Origin of the sequence: Microcoleus sp. BROC3, assembly GCF_036702515.1 — a bacterium.
Taxonomy (GTDB): Bacteria; Cyanobacteriota; Cyanobacteriia; order Cyanobacteriales; family Microcoleaceae; genus Microcoleus.
Map to the genome: position 1 here is coordinate 79,911 of NZ_JAUBTQ010000003.1, position 21,095 is coordinate 101,005.

Here is a 21,095-nt window from a genome sequence, read left to right on the forward strand (position 1 = left end):
AATTGCAAAGGATAAAGCATCAATTATGAACATTCAAGTAGTCGGTGTTGTGGGAGCAGGGGTTATGGGAATTGGGGTTTCGCAAAACCTCGCCCAAACTGGTTATCAGGTAATTCTTGTAGATATTTCGGAAGCGATTCTAGAAAGTGCCGAACAGGAAATCAAGAAGAATATCCGGTTTCAAACTCTTTTCAACAAAGAAAAAAAGACTGGCAGTCCCGACGAGAGCGTAAAAAAAATTACATTTTCCACTAATTACAAATTGCTAGATAGTGCAGACTTTGTGGTTGAAAATGTCACCGAAAAATGGGATATTAAAAAGGAGGTGTACGCGCAGTTAGATGCCATTTGCCCAGAGAGAACTGTTTTTGCAGCTAATACATCTGCCATTCCCATTACCCGCATTGCTTCAGCGACCAAGCGACATAAAAATGTGATTGGGATGCACTTTATGAACCCAGTGCCCATGAAGTCAATGGTAGAAGTGATTCGCGGGTATCACACCTCTGACGCAACAATTGAGATAGCCAAAAGTTTTTTAGCCCAAATGGGTAAAGAATGTATTATTGTCAACGATTCACCGGGATTTGTTTCTAACCGCGTGTTGATGTTGACAATTAATGAAGCGATTTTCTTATTGCAAGAGCGAGTAGCTTCAGCGTCTGACGTGGATAAAATTTTCAAAACCTGCTTTGGTCACAAAATGGGGCCGCTAGAAACGGCCGATTTGATCGGACTAGATACGATTCTACTGTCTATCGAAGTTTTGTATGAAAGCTTCAAAGATAGCAAATATAGGCCGTGTCCTCTGTTAAAGCAGATGGTAGAGGCGGGGTTATACGGTCAGAAAAGCAAACAAGGTTTCTACGTTTATCAGTGAGTTGTTTAAGATGAAAGAAAATCGAGAAAAAATCAAAGCATTCTTGGCGCGCGTTGTCGGAGATTACGATCTGCAGGACAATGAAGATATTTTTGGTCTGGGCTTTGTCAATTCAATGTTTGCAATGCAACTGGTTTTATTTGTGGAGCAAGAGTTTAAAATTTCCATTGAAAATGAAGATTTGGAAATTGATAATTTCAATACCGTAAATGCTCTGGTTAATCTAGTCGAACGCAAAACTGCTGTACTTACAAGCAATTGAGTTAGGGAATGCAATGAAACTCGAATTAACCGCCAAACAAAAAGACGCTCAATCTGAATTCAGAGCTTTTGTAAATGAGGAAATAATACCTTATGCTAGCCAGTGCGATCGCGAAGAGCATACCCCCCCACAGCTCATTAAAAAGCTAGCTCTGCGAGGCTTTTTGGGTGCTGCAATACCCGAAAAGAACGGCGGAAGCGGTATGGATGCGATCGCCTATGGCTTGCTTAACGAAGAAATTGGGCGGGGGTGTTCTTCATTGCGGAGCTTGCTAACAGTTCACAGTATGGTTGCTCACGTTCTTTGTAAGTGGGGAAGTCAATATCAAAAAGAACATTGGATTCCCAAGTTAGCATCAGGTGAAGCGATCGCAGCTTTTGCACTGAGCGAACCTAACGCCGGTAGCGATGCTAAAAGTGTAGAAACAACTGCAACTCCTTCAGGCAATTTCTACATATTAAATGGGAAAAAAAAATGGATTACTTACGGACAAATAGCAGATTTATTCTTAGTTTTCACCCAGTGTGAAGGAAAATCTACTGCTTTCTTGGTTGAAAAAAATAGACCGGGACTCTCCATAAAACCCATTGTGGGAATCTTGGGAACGAGAGCTTCCATGCTAGCAGAACTTCACCTAGATAACTGCCAAATTCCCCAGGAAAATCTCGTTTGCCGGCAGGGTTTTGGTTTCTCTCATGTCGCTTCCTCGGCCCTAGATCGCGGCAGGTACAGCGTAGCGTGGGGCTGTGTAGGGATCGGTCAAGCTTGTTTAGAAGCGTGCATTCAATACACCAGCCAACGCCAGCAATTTGGCGTTTATCTGAAAGAACACCAGATAATTAGACAAATGATTTCCGATGCAATCGTTAACGTGAAAGCAGCCAGATTGCTATGCTATCAAGCCGGCTATCTCCAAGAAATTGGCGATCCGCGATCGATTTCAGAAACCTCAATTGCTAAATATTTTGCATCCACAATGGCAGTTAAAGTAGCAAGCGATGCCGTACAGATTCACGGCGGGAACGGTTGCAGTAGTGACTACCCTGTGGAACGGTATTTCCGAGATGCAAAAATTATGGAAATTATTGAAGGCAGTACCCAAATTCAACAAATTACCATCGCCGAATCTGGTTATCAAGAGTACGGAGTATTACCGGAACGCAACGTTACGCAGCAAAATTTAGTGGCAAGAATATAAAGCTATGGTCAACCTAACATCCGAACGAATAGAGAGCCAAGAACAAGATCAAAAAACTATCAAATGTGTAGTTTGGGATCTGGATAATACCCTGTGGAATGGTATACTCTTAGAAAATGACCAAATTTCCCTGCACAGCCATGCAATCAGCATCATCACTACCTTAGACAGTCGAGGCATTTTACAATCTATTGCTAGCAAGAATGAACGCAGTTTAGCAATGGCAAAACTCCGAGAGATGGGATTGGACGAGTATTTTTTATATCCCCAAATCAACTGGAACTCCAAGGCTGCTTCTATTAAGGAAATCGCTCAATCGCTCAATATCAGTCTCGACGCGATCGCCTTTATTGACGATGGGCAGTTTGAGCTAGAAGAAGTCAACTTTTCATTGCCAGAAGTGTTATGTATTGATGCAGCAAAACTAGACGACGTGCTAGATATGCCGGAAATGAATCCCCGTTTTATTACAGAAGATTCACAACTGAGAAGGCTAATGTATATTAACGATATAGAACGCCAAAATGCCGAGAAAGAATTTGTCGGAGCTCAAGAAGAGTTTTTAGCCACACTCAACATGACTTTGACTATTTCCTATGCAAAAGAAGAGGATTTGCAGCGAGCCGAAGAATTAACAGTACGGACAAATCAACTGAATGCAACTGGTTACACCTACTCTTACAGCGAACTCAATCAGTTTCGGCTCTCCAACCAGCACAAACTGCTAATTGCAGGCTTGGATGATAAATATGGAAGTTATGGAAAAATCGGGTTAGCACTTGTGGAATGCGATGAGGGTGTATGGACGCTAAAACTATTGCTAATGTCTTGTCGTGTGATGTCCAGAGGTGTAGGCGCAGTCTTGCTTAATTATATTACGAGTCTTGCGAAAGATCGAAACGTGCGCTTGTTGGCTGACTTTGTTTCAACTGAGAGAAATCGCATGATGTATATCACTTATAAGTTTGCGGGTTTTAAGGAAATTGAAAAGAGAGGCGATTTGGTGATTTTGGAAAATAATCTCATGCGGATTCAACCCCCACCTAACTATATGAAAGTACAGGTCATCGATTGAAGAACAACATTTTTTATCGTAACTTCTTTTTCAGATAACCATTACTAGAAAACGGCATCATGAATAGTAAAAAAGACGAAATTTTGCAGCGACAGTCTCAGCTTTCACCCGCAAAAAAAGCCCTTCTCCAACAGCGGTTGAGCGGTAAATTTAAAATAGAAACGCACTCATTGCAAAGTATTCCTCGCCGTTCCAACGCTGGCCCAGTACCAGTATCCTTTGCCCAGCAGCGGCTGTGGTTTCTTCACCAGTTGGATCCCGACAGCGTTTGTTACAACATACCCGTATCTGTGCGCCTCACAGGTGCGATCGACGCAACTGCCTTGGAGCAAACATTTAACGAGATCGTGCGCCGTCACGAAATCCTGCGTACTACTTTCAAAATAGTGGATGGGAAACCAGTTCAAGACATCGCCCCAGCGCTAGCAATGAAGCTACCTGTAGTGAACCTGCGACAGTTGCCAGAAACAGCGCGCGATCGCGAAGTTCAACACTTAGTAACTGAGGAATGTCAACAGCTTTTTGACTTAGCTGCTGGCCCCTTAATGCGAGCGAAGTTATTACAATTAGGCGACCAAGAACACCTGCTACTATTTGTCATTCATCACATTATTTCTGATGGTTGGTCTGCCGGAGTATTGATCCGAGAAATTGCCACACTTTACAATGCTTTTTCTCAAAATCAACCGTCCCCCCTGCCAGAACTTCCCATCCAATATGCAGATTTTGCAATTTGGCAGCGACAGTGGTTGCAAGGGGAAATTTTAGAAACACAACTAGCTTACTGGAAGCAGCAATTAGGCAGCACTCCCCCCGTCCTAGAATTACCCACAGATCGACCGCGCTCTGCTACCCAAACAACACGCAGTGCCAAACAATTATTAGCACTATCTCCAGCTTTGACTGAGGCGCTTAAAACACTATCCCAGCAAGAAGGTGTCACACTGTTTATGACTTTATTAGCGGCTTTTAAAGCCCTACTTTTCCGCTATAAAGGTCAAGAAGATATTGTAGTCGGTTCGCCTATTGCCAATCGGAATCGAGCTGAAACAGAAGGGTTAATTGGATTTTTAGTTAATACGCTAGTTTTGCGGACTAACTTATCAGGTAATCCGAGTTTTCGGGAAATTTTGCAGCGAGTGCGAGAGTTGTGTTTAGGTGCTTACGCTCACCAAGATTTACCCTTTGAAAAGCTAGTGCAAGAAATGCAGCCAGAGCGGAATCTCGGTCATCCTCTCTTATTTCCAGTCTGGTTTGTGCTCCAAAATTCACCCGTCCCAGCCCTCAAACTTCCGGGCGTGACTTTGACTCTCTCAGAACTCGATATTGGGGAAGCCCGCAACGATTTAAAGCTGGATTTAACGGAAACGCCGGAGGGGATTAAAGGCTTTTTTGAATACAAAACAGACTTGTTTGAACCAGCGACGATCGCGCGAATGGCAGATTTGTTTGAAATTCTGCTCGCTCGAATTGTTGAACAGCCCGAGATTGAGTTGAATGCACTAGCAGAAACATTGGCGATCGCAGAAAAACAACAGCAGTTGTCTAAAGAAAAAGAGTTTCAGGAAACACGCCGCCAAAAGCTCGGCAATATCCAGCGCAAGGTAGTTACAAACTCTATTCAAGAAATCAGTTAAACAGCAAAAACATGAGCAATGTAGAGTCAAAAGCAACCAATAACAGCCAGCTAACGACTATTAGGCGAAAAGCAGTCAAGCTATCGAATGCTCAGCTAGTTAAAACCGATTTACTTCAAGCAGGACAGCCACTGCCTTTAGTAGTTCAACCTGCAGTAGAAGGTGTAAAATTAGTTGATTGGGCGACTAATAATCGAGAACAAATCGAAAAATGGCTCTGTCAAAACGGCGGTATTTTATTTCGTGATTTCGACATTAGAGAAATAAGCGAATTTGAGCAGTTAGTCAAGGCAATTTCTGGCGACTTACTAGACTATTCCTATCGTTCAACGCCACGCAGTCAAGTGAGTGGCAAAATCTATACCTCAACTGAATATCCAGCAGATCAATCTATTCCTTTGCACAACGAAATGGCCTATTCTCGCAGTTGGCCGATGAAGATAGGATTTTTCTGCGTTAAGTCAGCAGAAACAGGTGGAGAAACACCCATTGCCGACAGCCGGAAAATTTTTCAGCGCCTCAATCCAAAAATCAAAGAGAAGTTTATACAAAAGCAGGTTATGTATGTCCGAAACTATGGCACTCAACTCGACTTAACATGGCAAAATGTTTTTCAGACAGACAATAAATTAGAAGTAGAAAATTATTGCCGAAAAGCTGGCATTGAATTTGAGTGGAAAGATAACAGTTATTTAAGAACTCGCCAAGTCTGTCAAGCTGTTGCTACACATCCTAAAACTGGTGAAAAAGTGTGGTTCAATCAAGCTCATTTATTTCACGTATCGAGTTTAGAACAGGAGACAAGTCAAATACTGCTTTCAGCCCTTCCAGAGGAATATTTGCCGCGCAATGCCTATTACGGTGATGGGTCTGAGATTGAAAAGTCTGTGTTAGATGAAATTCGGGACTTGTATCAGCAGGAAGCAGTTATCTTTCCTTGGCAAGAGGGAGATGTATTAATGCTAGATAATATGCTAACTGCCCATGGGCGAATGCCCTTTTCCGGCTTGCGGAAGGTTGTAGTTGGCATGGCAGAACCTTTTATTGCTCAATAAAATAAAACCCGATCGATGGAGTAAAAAATATGCAAGAACAGTCTTTAGAAGGATTTCGGATTTCACCTCAGCAGAAGCGCCTTTGGATGTTGCAACAATCTGCATCTAACCAACCTTATCGCGCTACTTTCGCTGTTAAAATTGCAGGCAATCTCAATCTAAAAGTCTTAGAAGCAGCTTTGCAAAACCTGGTCGGCAACTATGAAATTCTTCGCACGAACTTTCAATGTTTACAGGGAATGGCGCTGCCGCTGCAAATCATTAATAATCACAGCGTGCCGGCGATTGTTTGCCACAACTTAAGCGGTATAGATTCTGAAGCACAAGCAGCTCAAATTAAGACACTTTTTGCTGAAGTAAGTAGTCGGGTTTTTGACTTACAATACGGTCATGTTTTAGATATTTGTCTGGTTATTCTTTCCCAAGATTTGCACCTCTTGCTGGTTGGGATGCCTGCTTTGGTTGCAGATCGGGTTACTGTCAAGAATTTTGTGCAGGAAATCAGCCGTTTTTATGCCACCCATTTGCAGGGCAAAGAAATATCTGACCAACCCTTGCAGTATGCAGATATTGCCGAATGGCAAAATGAACTTTTTGAAGGAGCAGATGCAGAAATAGGTAAAGAGTATTGGCGCAAAAATAATATTTTAAACTTTGTAGATTTATCATTGCCCAATGAGAAAAAAAATGATGTAAAGGTAGAATTTAAGCCAGAATTTGTTGCAGTCAAATTCGACAATCAAGTTGTAAGTAAAATTGAAAAGATAGCTCAAAAATATAACACTTCTACTTCTGTATTTATTCTGACTTGCTGGCTAGTTCTACTGTGGCGGCTCACTGGCAACTCAGATATTGTTGTTGGCACATATTGCGAGGGCCGGAGTTATGAACAGTTGGAGTCAGCTTTAGGTCTGTTTGCCAAATACTTACCTGTTTACAGTCATTTTGAAGAAAAACTTAAATTCTCTGAGAACCTGAAGCAGGTTAGCGAGTCGGTACGCGAAGCTTTCAAATGGCAAGAGTCTTTTACTTGGGAACAAGTAACAGAATTAACCGAGAAAAATCGGGGATGCTTCTTTCCTGTTTGTTTTGATTTTGAGGAACAGCAGGCAGATTTTTCTGAGGCAAACTTATCTTTTTCTATTGACAAGCGATACATTTGTTTGGAGCCGTTCAAATTGAAACTGTCTTGCATTCACCAAAATGACTCGATAACCGCAGAGTTCCACTACGATTCAAACTTATTTGCGATCGAAGATATTTCGCGCTTGGCCGGACAATTTCAGATTTTATTAGAAAGCACGGTTAGTGAACCAGAAACGGCCATTAGCGAGTTAGAAATTTTGAGCGATCGCGATCGCCACCAACTTCTAGTCGAGTTTAACCAATCTTCAATCTCCAATCCTAAATTCCCACAGGACTCGTGCATTCACCAACTATTTGAAAAACAGGCAGAACAAACACCCGATCGCATAGCAATTGTCTTTGAAAATCAGCAACTAACTTACCAGGAGTTAAACAAAAAAGCTAATTGTCTGGCTCATCACTTGCAAAAGCTGGGCGTAGGACCAGAAGTTGTGGTAGCACTTTACACCGATCGCTCTCTGGATGCGATCGTCGGCTTGCTGGCCATCCTCAAAGCCGGTGGCGCCTACTTACCTCTAGACACGGCATTACCAGCAGCCAGCTTAGCTTTCCGGTGGCAGGATGCGCGATCGCCAGTGTTGCTTACCCAAACGCACCTCGCGGCCAACTTGAGCGATCGCCCGCCGCAAGTAATCTGTCTTGACGCAGACTGGGAGGCGATTGGAAAGCTTTGCGATCGAAATCCCAACAGCGAGGTAACAACCAAAAACTTAGTATATGTGCTATTTACCTCCGGTTCCACCGGCAAACCCAAAGGCGTAGCCGTCGAACACCGGCAACTCCTCAACTACCTCAACGGCATTTGGGAAAAACTAGAACTGCCAGCGGGCGCTAGTTTCGCCACTGTTTCCACCTTGGCTGCCGACTTGGGCAACACAGCGATCTTTCCCTCTCTATGTGGCGGAGGATGCTTGCACGTAGTATCCTCCAATCGCACAACAGACCCCGCGGCCCTGGCAGAATACTTTAACCGCCATGCGATCGACTGCCTCAAAATTGTACCTTCCCACCTCGCCGCCCTTCTCGCCGCTGCCCCTCCCGAGCAAATTCTGCCCCGCCAGTGCTTAGTTCTCGGCGGTGAGGCAGCCAGTTGGGAATTGATTTCGCAGATCCAGCAGCACGCGCCCAACTGTCGCATCCTCAATCACTACGGGCCTACAGAAGCCACCGTAGGCACAACAACCTTTACAGTCCAGAATCGACCGACTTCCCAGACGGTTCCCCTGGGACGCGCGCTGCCCAACTGCTACACCTACGTGCTAGATCGGCATCACCAACCCGTACCCATCGGTATACCAGGTGAGTTATACATCGGCGGGGGCGGGTTAGCGCGGGGCTATCTGAACCGACCCGCAGAACAAGCGGAGCGCTTCATTGCCAACCCCTTTGTCAGCGGAGAGCGGTTGTATAAAACCGGCGACTTAGCCTGCTACTTACCCGACGGCAATCTAGAATTCTTGGGGCGAGTTGACCACCAAGTCAAAATTCGCGGCTTCCGCATCGAATTAGGAGAAATTGAGACATTGCTGAGCCAACATCCACAAGTGAGACAGGCGATCGTCTCACTTAGAGAGGATGAACCGGGCAACCAGCGCCTAGTCGCTTACGCCGTCCCCGATAGCGATCGCTCTGCATCCCTCGCTGCGAATGACCTGCAAAGCTTTCTGCGAGAGCGGTTGCCCGAATATATGATGCCATCAGCCTTCGTGCTGTTGAAAAGTTTACCGCTAACAGCTAACGGCAAAATCGATCGGCGATCGCTCCCGGTTCCCGATTGTCTGCGCCCAGAACTAGCAGCCGCTTACGTCGCACCCCAGACAGAAATAGAACGCGCGATCGCGACCATCTGGCAAGAAATGCTTCACCTCGATCGCGTTGGCATCCACGACAACTTCTTCGATCTCGGCGGTCATTCATTACTCATCGTCCAACTTTACAGCAAATTGCAAGGAGTCTTTAACCGCACTATCTCAATCACCGACATCTTCAAATATCCCACCATCAACTCTCTCGCTAAATATCTCAATCAAGACCAAAACACACAGCCTGCTTTCGACGAGCAAAGCCAAGACAGAGCCGATTTGCGAAGACAATTAATCAAACAACAAATGCAATCTAGAAAACACCTGCGTTAATCTGCAATTAAAACAAAAATAATGACTAACTTAGAAGCAACTGACAATATTAATGAAATAGCCATTGTTGGCATGGCAGGCCGTTTCCCCCAAGCCAAAAATCTCGATGAATATTGGCAAAATCTGCAAAACGGCATTGAGTCCATCTCATTTTTTTCAGATGCAGAATTGCAAAATATAGACAAAAATCTGCTGAACAATCCCAATTACGTTAAAGCAACAGCCGTACTCGAAGACATTGAATCCTTTGATGCTTCATTCTTCGGCTACTCTCCCAGAGAAGCCGAAATTATGGACCCGCAATCCCGGATTTTCTTAGAGTCTGCTTGGGAAGCTCTGGAAAATGCCGGCTACAATACTGACACTTATCAAGGTCGGATTGGTATTTACGCCGGTGCAAGTGTCAACACCTACTTATTATTCAATCTTTTTGCTAACCCTGACTTGTTAGCAACAGTCGGACTCGACCAAATTAAATTCGGCAATCATCAAGATTTGCTGACTACGCGAGCCGCCTATAAACTTAACCTCCAAGGCTCAGGCATCACCATTCAAACTGCTTGTTCCACTTCATTAGTTGCAGTCCACTTAGCTTGCCAAAGCTTGCTGTTTGGCGAATGCGATATGGTATTGGCCGGCGGCGTTTCCGTTTCTGTACCGCAGAAAGCAGGCTATTTATATCAAGAAGGGGGGATTTTATCTCCCGACGGACATTGCCGAGCTTTTGATGCTCAAGCTAGAGGAACTGTTGGCGGTAGCGGTGTCGGAATTGTAGTTTTAAAGCGATTAAAGGATGCTTTAGAAGATGGCGATCGCATTCATGCAACCATCCTCGGTTCTGCCATCAATAATGACGGAGCTTTAAAAATTGGTTACACGGCCCCTAGCGTTGAGGGTCAAGCGAAAGCGATCGCAGAAGCTCAAGCCATAGCAGGCATCGATCCTGAAACAATCAGTTACATCGAAGCTCACGGCACCGGCACTGCTTTAGGCGATCCAGTGGAAATCGCCGCTCTCACGCAAGCGTTCTCACTTCGTACCAACAAAAAAGGCTTTTGCGCGATCGGTTCAGTCAAAACCAATATCGGGCATCTAGGCGCAGCAGCAGGCGTTGCCGGGTTAATTAAGACGGTTTTAGCTCTCAAACACAAGCTGATACCACCCAGCTTGCATTTCCAGCAGCCCAATCCCGAAATTGATTTCGCCAACAGCCCCTTCTACGTCAACAGTTCCCTGTCCGAGTGGAAAGCAGATCGATCGCGCCTTGCGGGTGTCAGTTCCTTCGGCATTGGTGGCACAAATGCTCACGTTATTCTCAAAGAAGCGCCAACAGTCGAAGTATCGGAAGTTTCCCGCCCTTGGCAGTTGTTGTTACTGTCTGCCAAAACAGCATCCGCACTGGATGCGGCTACAGCCAATCTCACTTTGTACCTCAAACAAAAGCCCGATCGCACTCTCGCTGATGTCGCTTACACCCTACAAGTTGGCCGGCGCACTTTTAACCACCGCCGAATTGCTATTTGCCAGAACCTCAGCGGTGCAGTGAAAACGCTGGAAACCCTGGAACCGCAACAAGTTTTGACCCACTACCAAGAACCGTGCAACCCCGCGATCGCGTTTATGTTTCCCGGTCAAGGATCTCAGTATATCAACATGGGTCGGGAACTTTATCAAACCGAACCGATATTTCGCGAGCAAGTCGATCGGTGTTCGCAACTGCTCAAACCTCACCTCGATTTCGATTTGCGATCGCTGCTTTATCCCAGTGAAGCAGAAGCGGAAACGGCTGCGGAACAGCTTAAACAAACTTATCTTGCTCAGCCGGCTTTGTTTGTTATTGAATACGCCTTGGCTCAATTGTGGATGGCGTGGGGCGTGCGGCCAGTGGCTGCGATCGGTCACAGCATCGGCGAGTATGTAGCTGCCTGTCTTGCCGGTGTCTTTTCCCTAGAAGCAGCATTGGAACTGGTAGCAATTCGAGGCCGGCTGATGCAGCAACTACCCGCTGGTGCAATGATCTCCGTTTTGCTTCCAGAAGCCGAAGTGCGATCGCTACTGAATGCAGAACTATCTCTGGCTGCCAGCAATGCACCGTCTTCCTGCGTGGTGTCAGGTTCGTTCAGCGCTGTAAATGCCCTAGAAAATCGTTTAGCAGAGCGAGGTTTAGACTATCGGCGCTTGCATACCTCTCATGCCTTTCATTCCCAGATGACCGATCCGATTTTGGAACTGTTTGCAGAGGAAGTAAAAAAAGTCAAACTGACACCGCCCCAGATTCCTTTTATTTCCAACGTCACCGGCACTTGGATCGCAGATGCAGAAGCCACCGATCCGAATTATTGGGTGAGGCATCTGCGGCAAACAGTGCGCTTTAGTGATGGCATTGCCGAACTGCTGCAAGAGTCAGGGCGAATTCTGCTGGAAGTCGGGCCGGGCAGGGTTTTGAGTACCTTCGCTAAACGGCATCAGGTTGGCGATCGCGAGCGCGCGATCGTGACTTCAATGCGCCACCCAAACGAGCAACAATCAGATATCGCATTCTTGCTGAAGGCGCTGGGGCGGCTTTGGCTAACAGGAGTTGAGATTGACTGGCCGAGTTTTTATGCCCGCGAACAGCGCTTCCGCATCCCCCTACCGACTTATCCGTTTGAGCGTCAGCGTTACTGGATCGAACCTCATTTGAAAGGCGGAAATGCCAGCGATATTCAAACTAACTTAGAGAAAAAACCGGATCTTGCAGATTGGTTTTATCTGCCTTCTTGGAAGCGTTCTCCTCTCCCTGAAAAGGGGCTATCTATGGCGTCGGAAGCAGAACAAGAGTCGTGCTGGCTAGTTTTTATTGATGCTTGGGCGATCGCAGCCGAAGTGGTGAAACGCTTGCAACTTCAGGGCAAAAATGTCATTACTGTAACTGCTGGCAAAAAGTTTGCTATTTTGGGCGATCGGGCCTACGCAATTAATCCCCAACAGCGGGAGGACTACGACACTTTAGTTGCAGAAATCCAGGCGCAGCATCAGATCCCAAATGCGATCGCCAAACACTCTTGGCATATTGCCCATTTTTGGAGCCTCGCGCCTTACGAGCAAACGCGAACGGAAGCAACTCAAAATATAGGTTTTTACAGCCTGCTATTCCTAGCACAAGCTTTAGAAAAACACGAGATTAGCAATCCTGTCGATCTCTTAGTCGTCACAAGTAACATACACGACGTGACCGGAGATGAGGAATTATTTCCCGAACAAGTCACTGTTTTAGGGCCGTGCAAAGTTATTCCCCAAGAATACCCTAATATCACTTGCCGCACCGTTGATATTGTTATTCCTCCTACTCCCAAAACTGCGCCCGAAGAGAAACTAACAGACCAAATTTTCGCTGAAATTATTGCAAAATCCCCTGATTTGTGTATTGCTTACCGGGGCAAACATCGCTGGCTGCAGACATTTGAAGCAGTCCGCTTAGAGGAAGCAAATGTTGGGAAAACGCGGTTGAGGGAAGGAGGAGTTTATCTAATATTGGGCGGACTTGGAGGGATTGGCGGGGTGCTGGCAGAATATCTCGCTGAGGCGGTACGGGCAAAACTAATTTTGATAGGGCGTTCTAATATTCCCGATCGAGAAGAGTGGGAGCAATGGCTGATTGCTCACAGCGATGAGGATAAGATTAGCTGCAAAATCCGCAAAATTCAGGCATTAGAAGAATTAGGTGCAGAAGTTTTTGTTGGCAGCGCCGATATAGCTAATGAAGGAGAAATGCGGGCGGCGATCGCACAAGCGGTCGAGCATTTTGGCAATATTCACGGTGTAATTCATGCAGCAGGAATTGCCGGCGGCGGATTAATTCAACGGCAAACCCCAGAAATGGTAGCCAATAGTTTTGCATCCAAAATCAAAGGAACCCAAGTGCTAGAGGCAATCTTCAAAGAGAGCCAGCTAGACTTTTTTGTACTCTGTTCGTCATGCCGATCGCTTTTAGGCGGCCCGGGACGGGTAGACTATTGCGCGGCCAATGCTTTTCTGGATGCTGTCGCTCACAAAAATAATTCCAGAAATGGTACGTTCACCGTATCGATTAACTGGGGGACTTGGCGAGAAGTGGGGATGTCAGTAGACACATTGCGCCGACTTAATCTCCAACCAGAAACAGCCTTAAAAGAAGGAATGTCATCTGAGGAAGGTGTTGATGCCTTCAGTCGCATACTTGGAAACTCTCTGCCTCAAGTAATAGTATCGCCGGAAGACTTTCACGCACGAATTGAGTACGAAAATGCTGCATCTACAGTGTCTAGTTTCCTAGAAAAAGTAGAGAATTCTCGCCGCTCTCAGCCAACGCACCCGCGACCTCAACTGAGCAATAGTTATGTTGCTCCCAGAAATCAAATTGAGCAAATACTTGCAGAAATCTGGCAACAATTGCTTGGTATTGAAGAAGTAGGCATCGACGATAACTTTTTTGACTTGGGCGGGGATTCAGTTCTCAGCATTCAGTTGATTGCTAGAGCGAGTAAAGCTGGTATTCAACTGAGTAGCAAACTAATTTTTGAGCGCCAAACGATCGCGGAGTTAGCAGCAGTCGCCGGCACAAATATTAGTCAAGCCGAACAAGGTTTAGTGACTGGAGCGCTCCCTCTGACACCGATTCAGCACTGGTTCTTCGGACAAAACCAGCCCGATCCGCATCACTGGAATCAGTCAGTTTTGTTGGAAGCGATCCAACCTCTCGATCCCAGCTTGTTAGAGCAGACTTTCCAGCAATTGTCAATCCACCATGATGCCCTGCGCCTGAGATTTACGCCTTCTAAATCAGGTTGGCAACAAATCAGTTGCGCTGATGATTTAGTTGTGAAATTGACGCGGCGGGATCTGTCGGCGCTGTCAGAAAGTGACCAAAAATTAGCTCTGGAGGCAGCCTCCGCAGAATTGCAAGCCAGCTTAAATTTGACAACCGGACCGCTGGTACGGGTTGGTTTGTTCGATCGAGGTAGGAATCGGCCTCATCTCCTGCTAATTGTTATCCACCATCTAGCCATAGATGCTGCATCTTGGCGGATTTTGCTCGAAGACTTCCAAACGGCTTATCACCAACTCGCGCACGGTAAATCGGTTCACCTTCCACCTAAGACAACTGCCTTCAAACAATGGGCAGAACAATTAAAAAACTGGGTTCAGTCAGAAAAATTACAAGGAGAGTTGGACTACTGGCTAGCAGACCGCTCTCAGGTATTACCTTTGCCGGTGGACTATGCCGATGGCGCGAATACTGTAGCATCGGCTCAAACCGTGTCGGCTGTGCTGGGCGCCGCAGAGACTCAGGCACTTTTGCAGGAGGTGCCGACAGTTTACCGCGCTCAGGTTCAAGACGTGCTGCTTGCTGCTGTGGTAAAGGCTTTTGCCCGATGGACAGGCGTACCGTCGCTGCTGCTCGATTTGGAAGGGCGCGGGCGGGAGGTAATTTTTGAAGGCGTTGATTTATCGCGGACTGTGGGTTGGTTTACTACTATTTCTCCGGTAGTTTTGGAGTTACGGGAATCTGACAGTCCGGGAGAGACGCTGAAGGCGGTTAAGGAGGAACTGCGGCGGATTCCCAATGAGGGCATTGGCTGCGGGGCGCTGCGCTACTTGAGCGGGGATTTGGCAATCACCTCGAAATTGGCAGCGCTTCCCCAAGCGGAAGTAGTTTTCCTTTATCTCGGTCAATTTGAAGATAGTTTGCCGACCTCTTCTTTGTTTAAGCTTAACCGCGAGTTTAAGGTTGGCGATCGCAGTCCGCGCGGTACTCGCCCCCACCTCCTACAGATATCCGCCTTTGTTACTGGCGGTCAAATGCGCCTGGAGTGGACGTACAGCGAGAACGTACATCAGCGCGATACAGTCCTGAACTTGGCTGAGGCTTTTCTGGAAGCTGCACGGGAACTCATCGCCGGCTGCCAGTCAAAAGATGTCGGCGGCTACACTCCTTCAGATTTTCCCGCAGCCAGAATCAGCCAAAAAGATTTTAGTAAGTTACTTGCTCAAGTCACTCAACTCGATCGGAGGAATTATTAATGAACGGCGAAAATATTGAAGATATTTACGAACTTTCACCGATGCAGCACGGCCTGCTTTTCCACACGCTTGCTGCCCCAAATTCGGGGGTGTATTTCGAGCAGCTAAGCTGCACTTTACAAGGCAATCTTGATATTGCCGCCTTTTTGAGCGCTTGGCAGAAAGTTGTAGAAAGGCATCCGATTTTGCGGACTGCTTTTTATTGGCAGGATCTCGATCGCCCGTATCAAGTAGTGTACCGACAAGTTGATTTGCCGATCGCCCAGCAAGACTGGCGGGAACTATCGGCGATCGAGCAACAACAGCGGCTAGAAGTTTTCTTGCAAAGCGATCGCGATCGGGGTTTTGAACTTTCCCAAGCACCGCTCATGCGTTTAGCTTTAATTCGGCTGGCTGACGATACCTATCAATTTGTCCGCAGCCACCATCACATCCTGCTTGATGGCTGGTCTTGGTCTTTGCTTTGGAAAGAAGTTCACGCTTTCTATCAAGCTTTCTCCCAAAATCGGGATTTAAACTTGGAACAACCCCGACCTTATAGAGAGTATATTGCTTGGTTACAGGAGCAAGACTTCTCTAAAACTGAGATATTCTGGCGCCAAAAGCTCAAAGGATTCGCTGCACCCACGCCGCTGATAGCCGATCGAGATTCCGACAGCTTGCCCGAGGTGGGCGAAGATGATAAACAGCGGATCTCCCTGTCAGCAAGTGCGACAGCAGCCTTACAATCCCTCGCGCGACAGCATCAGCTTACCTTAAACGCCGTCGTCCAGGGCGCTTGGGCGCTGCTTTTGAGTCGCTACAGCGGTGAGGAAGATGTTGTTTTTGGAGTGGCAACCTCTGGCCGGCCGGCGGAACTGGCGGGGGTAGAATCGATGGTGGGCTTGTTCCTGAATGCGCTACCGCTGCGAGTGCAAGTGCTTCCGGATCTTTCTGTTGTGGCGTGGTTGAAGCAACTTCAATCTCAACAAGTAGAGGCGCGACAGTACGAATACAGTACGCTGGTACAAATCCATCAAGTGAGCGAGATTCCTAGCGGTCAGCCTTTATTTGAGAGCATTCTAGTTTTTAATAACTATCCGATGGATGCTTCAAAATGGCAATTGAGCGAAAGCATTGGGGCTAGCAATTATCGGACTTATGAAAAAACGAACTATCCGCTGACGGTTTTGGTAGAGCCAGGTTCGCAGTTAAAGCTGGAGATTGCCTACGATACCCGCCGCTTTGATGCTGCTGCGATCGCTCGGATGCTAGGGCATTTTCAGACTTTGCTCGAAGGTATGGCCGCTAATCAAAATCAGCGCTTAGCGGAGATTCCGCTGTTGACAGCAGCAGAATTGCATCAACAGTTGGTGGAATGGAATAACACTCACAAAGATTACCCGAAAGATAAGTGCATCCACCAACTGTTTGAGGAACAGGTGGAGCGATCGCCCGATGCAACTGCGGTAATCTTTGAAGAGGATCGCCTCAGTTACAAAGAACTAAATCGGCGATCGAATCAGTTAGCGCACCGCTTGCGAAAATTGGGTGTTGGCCCCGATGTACTTGTCGGCATCTGCGTGGAGCGATCGCTCTCAATGTTAGTAGCAGTGCTGGGCGTTCTCAAAGCCGGCGGTGCTTACGTTCCCTTAGATCCCGCCTATCCCCAAGAGCGCCTAGCTTTCATGCTAGAAGACGCTCAAGTTAAAGTGTTGCTGACTCAGAAGCAGTTAGCCGAATTTACTAATTTGACTGAAATCTTACCTTTGGCGATCGTGTATCTAGACGCTGACTGGGAAACTTTCGCTTGTGAGAACGATTTGAATTCGTTTAGCGAGGCGAATTCTTCTCACTTGGCTTACACAATCTATACTTCCGGCTCGACTGGTAAGCCCAAAGGCGTTCAAATTCCGCACCGCGCTGTCGTCAACTTTCTCACTTCGATGCGCCATTCTTTGGAAGTGACAGAGCGAGATATTCTTCTATCCGTCACTACTTTGTCTTTTGACATTGCAGCCTTAGAACTTTTCTTACCAATTATTACAGGCGCTTCCACCGTTGTAGCCAGCCGGGAAGTCGCTGCTTCAGGAACTCTTTTAGCAGAACAACTGGTTAAATCTGGCGCTACTTTTATGCAAGCAACGCCGGCGACTTGGCAGATGTTGCATGACGCTGGATGGCAAGGTAACAAACAATTAAAAATCCTCTGTGGCGGTGAAGCTCTCTCTCAGAAATTGGCCGGTCAATTGTACCAAAAAGGCTCTGCTGTGTGGAATTTGTACGGCCCTACAGAAACCACAATTTGGTCGATGATTCAACCGATTGACTCTGAGGATAAACCGATTTCGATTGGACGCGCGATCGCCAATACCCAAGTTTATATTCTCGATCGCCATCTCCAACCCGTCCCCATCGGTGTTGCAGGCGAACTGCACATCGGTGGTGACGGACTAGCGCGCGGCTACCTCAACCGTCCCGATCTAACTGCTGAAAAATTCATTCCTCACCCTTTTACTGAAAGTTATGAGTTCTCAGTTTTGAGTTCTGAATTAAAAGAAGCTGCAACTCAAAACTTTCTCTACAAAACCGGCGATCTCGTTCGCTACAGACCCGACGGTAACATTGAATATCTGGGCCGGCTTGACCATCAGGTGAAAATCCGAGGCTTCCGCATTGAGTTGGCAGAAATTGAAGCAGTTTTGAACCAACATCCAGGAGTAAGTGCGATCGCAGTTTTAGCGAGAGAAGACGAAGCCGGCAACAAGCGCTTAGTTGCTTACATCGTCCCTGACTACAAACGTCCGCCTACCGTTACCGAACTGCGGAACTTTCTCAAACAGAAACTGCCAGAATACACCATACCCTCGACTTTCGTAATGCTGTCTACCTTACCCCTGACACCCAACGGTAAAGTTGACCGCCGTGCCCTACCAGCGCCCGATACAGCTAGACCTGAGTTAGAAAAAGCTTTTGTCGCGCCCCGCACCCCTGTAGAAGAAGTGTTAGCGGCTATCTGGCTGGACATTTTAGGATTAGACCAACTGGGCATATACGATAGCTTTTTCGAGTTGGGCGGCCATTCACTGCTGGCTACCCAAGTCATCTCTCGCCTGCGATCGGCTTTTCAGGTGGATGTCGCGATGCGCTGGCTGTTTGAGTCGCCGACTGTTGCTTCGTTGAGCGATCGGATTGAGGCGGCACTGAAAGCAAAAGCTGGCTTGGAAATCCTGCCGATTGAAAGGGTTTCGCGCGATCGCCATCTACCCCTCTCCTTTGCTCAACAACGGCTGTGGTTCTTGGATCAATTGGAACCCAACAGCGCCACTTACAACATTCCTGCAGCGGTGCGTATCGCCGGCAACCTCAGCGTGGCGGTACTCTTACAATCTCTCAACGAAATCGTGCAGCGTCACGAAATCTTGCGAACTACCTTTACAGCCATAGATGGCAAACCCATCGCAATCATTGCCCCAACTTTGACCTTAAAGTTACCTGTACTCGACTTGCAAAATCTCCCCGAAACACAGCGAAACGCTGAAGTTTTGCGACTAGCAGAAGTTGAAGCTCAGCAGCCTTTTGACTTAGCCCAAGGCCCACTATTGCGAGCAACATTGCTGAAATTAAGCGCAGCCGAATATGTGGTACTGTTCGCAATGCACCACATTATTTCCGATGGTTGGTCTGCTGGCGTACTCCTCCGAGAAATAGCGACGCTTTATGAAGCCTTTTCTAACAATAAACCTTCGCCGTTACCGGAACTTCCGATCCAGTACGCCGACTTTGCCGACTGGCAGCACCGATGGCTGCAGGGAGAAGTATTGCAAACTCAGTTGTCTTATTGGCAGCAACAGTTAGCCGGCGCTCCTCCTGTTTTGAACCTCAAAACGATAGCAACAAAATTGCCGAATTTGCCAGAAAAAAATACAGGCGATTCCTTCGTACTTCCCGCCAAATTATCTGAAAAACTCAAGGCCTTGAGCAGACAAGAGGAAGTCACTTTATTTATGACGCTGTTGGCTGCTTTTCAGACGCTATTGTACCGCTACACAAATCAAGATGATATTGTAGTTGGCACGGATGTTGCTAATCGCAACCGAGCTGAAACTGAACCGCTAATCGGTTTTTTTGTCAACCTCTTAGTTTTGCGTACCAGCTTCTCAGGCAACCCTAGTTTTCGGGAATTGTTGCGACGGGTGCGCCAAGTTGCTTTAGATGCTTATGCTCATCAAGACTTACCCTTCGCCAAGTTAGTAGAAGCTGTGCGACCCGATCGCACTGCGAGCACAACGCCGCTATTTCAAGTATTATTTGTCCTCCAAAATACCCCGATGCCGGCTTGGGAATTTTCCGACCTAACCTTGACTCCCTTAGAGTTTGACACCGGAAAAGCAAAGTTTGATTTGGTTTTATTTATGGAGGAAACAAAGCAAGGAGTTGTCGCTAAATGGAAATATAATCCCGAGATTTTTTCCTCTCAAGCGATCGCTCACTTGTCAAACAATTTAGAAGCGCTGCTGAATAGCATTGTCGGGCAGCCTGACGCCGGAATCGATACCCTGGAAATACCTATGAACACTGAAAAGGAAAAACAACTTGCGGAAACAGTTAAACGCGAGGAGACTAAGTTCAAAAAATTTCTTCAGGCTAAACCCAAGGCTACAAGTTTGCCCCAAGGACAATTAATCAAAACTGATTACCTCAATCCCGGGCAAACATTTCCCTTAGTCATTCAACCTGATGTCCCTGAACTGGACTTAGCTGACTGGGCTAAAAACGAGCGGGAACTTATTGAAACAAAATTGTTAAAACACGGAGCAATTCTGTTTCGAGGCTTTCATATTAAGTCAGTAGTAGACTTTGAAAACCTTGCTTTAGCGATTTGCCCAGAGTTGTTTAGCGAATATGGCGATTTACCTCGGCAAGTTGCTAGTGGTAAAGTTTACGGTTCTACTCCTTATCCGTCCGATCGCGCAATTTTGTTTCATAATGAAAGTTCCCACTTACACCGATGGCCGCTAAAAATTTGGTTTTTCTGCGTACAACCCGCTCAAGCAGGCGGAGAAACACCAATTGTTGACTGTCGGCAAATGTACCAACTTCTCGATCCGAAGTTGCGAGAAAGATTTGAGCAAAAGCAATTAATGTATGTCCGCAACTACACTGAAGGTTTAGATGTCAGTTGGCAAGAGTTCTTTCGTACCAATGATAAAAAAGAGGTTGAAGATTATTGTCGGCAAGCAGATATTGACTTTGAGTGGCGGGAAGATAATAGCTTAAAAACTCGCAAATTGCGAGCAGCGATCGCTAAGCATCCTAAAACCGGAGAGTGGGTATTTTTTAATCAGCTTCAGTTACACCACATCTCCTGTCTAGACTTAGATAGCCGCCAATCAATGCTGTCAGTATTTGGCGAGCAAAATCTGCCGCGGAATGTTTATTACGGAGACGGTTCTCCCATTGAAGATTCTGTCATGGAAGAAGTTGGAGCCGTTTATGAGAAAGCTAAAATCAGTTTTCCTTGGCAGCAAGGAGATGTGCTGATGCTGGACAATATGCTAGCAGCACACGGTCGGAATCCTTACGCGGGCGATCGCAAAATTTTAGTAGCAATGGGAGAAATGATTTGCAGCCAAAACATCTAATGTCAAATGGAAAAAACTAGAAACTCTATGAGTCCTTTTTT

Annotated in this window: 9 protein-coding genes; all 9 read left to right on the forward strand. The window is 46.6% G+C overall.

What is annotated here, in order from left to right; all coding sequences use genetic code 11:
* Positions 1–25: 25 nt before the first annotated feature.
* From QUB30_RS02840 to QUB30_RS02880, 9 genes are read left to right on the forward strand one after another with little or no spacing between them, the layout of a single operon-like run.
* Positions 26–880, forward strand: coding sequence for a 3-hydroxyacyl-CoA dehydrogenase NAD-binding domain-containing protein (locus QUB30_RS02840; RefSeq protein ID WP_333328761.1), 855 nt, complete (start codon positions 26–28; stop codon positions 878–880).
* 10 nt (positions 881–890) lie between these two features.
* A complete protein-coding gene (locus tag QUB30_RS02845; protein WP_333328764.1) occupies positions 891–1,142 on the forward strand; it encodes an acyl carrier protein in 252 nt (83 codons plus the stop codon).
* Between the two features lie 13 nt (positions 1,143–1,155).
* Positions 1,156–2,340, forward strand: a complete 1,185-nt coding sequence (locus tag QUB30_RS02850; RefSeq protein ID WP_333328767.1) for an acyl-CoA dehydrogenase family protein — start codon at positions 1,156–1,158, stop codon at positions 2,338–2,340.
* A gap of 4 nt (positions 2,341–2,344) precedes the next feature.
* The gene (locus tag QUB30_RS02855; protein ID WP_333328770.1) at positions 2,345–3,415 is read left to right on the forward strand and encodes an HAD-IIIC family phosphatase; all 1,071 of its coding nucleotides are present in this window, start codon (positions 2,345–2,347) and stop codon (positions 3,413–3,415) included.
* A gap of 59 nt (positions 3,416–3,474) precedes the next feature.
* Entirely contained in the window at positions 3,475–5,052 is a 1,578-nt protein-coding gene (locus QUB30_RS02860) for a condensation domain-containing protein (protein WP_333328773.1), read from the forward strand.
* 11 nt (positions 5,053–5,063) lie between these two features.
* A complete protein-coding gene (locus QUB30_RS02865; RefSeq protein ID WP_333328776.1) occupies positions 5,064–6,107 on the forward strand; it encodes a TauD/TfdA family dioxygenase in 1,044 nt (347 codons plus the stop codon).
* Positions 6,108–6,136: 29 nt separating this feature from the next.
* Positions 6,137–9,388, forward strand: a complete 3,252-nt coding sequence (locus QUB30_RS02870; protein ID WP_333328779.1) for an amino acid adenylation domain-containing protein — start codon at positions 6,137–6,139, stop codon at positions 9,386–9,388.
* A 21-nt stretch (positions 9,389–9,409) separates the two neighbouring features.
* A complete protein-coding gene (locus QUB30_RS02875; protein WP_333328782.1) occupies positions 9,410–15,430 on the forward strand; it encodes an SDR family oxidoreductase in 6,021 nt (2,006 codons plus the stop codon).
* Entirely contained in the window at positions 15,430–21,054 is a 5,625-nt protein-coding gene (locus QUB30_RS02880) for an amino acid adenylation domain-containing protein (protein WP_333328785.1), read from the forward strand. The genes QUB30_RS02875 and QUB30_RS02880 overlap by 1 nt, the downstream gene beginning before the upstream one ends.
* Positions 21,055–21,095: the final 41 nt, after the last annotated feature.

Coding starts and splice junctions, on each gene's coding strand:
- QUB30_RS02845 (WP_333328764.1), top strand. CDS start 891: ATGAAAGAAAATCGAGAAAAAATCAAAGCATTCTTGGCGCGCGTTGTC.
- QUB30_RS02880 (WP_333328785.1), top strand. CDS start 15,430: ATGAACGGCGAAAATATTGAAGATATTTACGAACTTTCACCGATGCAG.
- QUB30_RS02850 (WP_333328767.1), top strand. CDS start 1,156: ATGAAACTCGAATTAACCGCCAAACAAAAAGACGCTCAATCTGAATTC.
- QUB30_RS02855 (WP_333328770.1), top strand. CDS start 2,345: ATGGTCAACCTAACATCCGAACGAATAGAGAGCCAAGAACAAGATCAA.
- QUB30_RS02865 (WP_333328776.1), top strand. CDS start 5,064: ATGAGCAATGTAGAGTCAAAAGCAACCAATAACAGCCAGCTAACGACT.
- QUB30_RS02870 (WP_333328779.1), top strand. CDS start 6,137: ATGCAAGAACAGTCTTTAGAAGGATTTCGGATTTCACCTCAGCAGAAG.
- QUB30_RS02860 (WP_333328773.1), top strand. CDS start 3,475: ATGAATAGTAAAAAAGACGAAATTTTGCAGCGACAGTCTCAGCTTTCA.
- QUB30_RS02840 (WP_333328761.1), top strand. CDS start 26: ATGAACATTCAAGTAGTCGGTGTTGTGGGAGCAGGGGTTATGGGAATT.
- QUB30_RS02875 (WP_333328782.1), top strand. CDS start 9,410: ATGACTAACTTAGAAGCAACTGACAATATTAATGAAATAGCCATTGTT.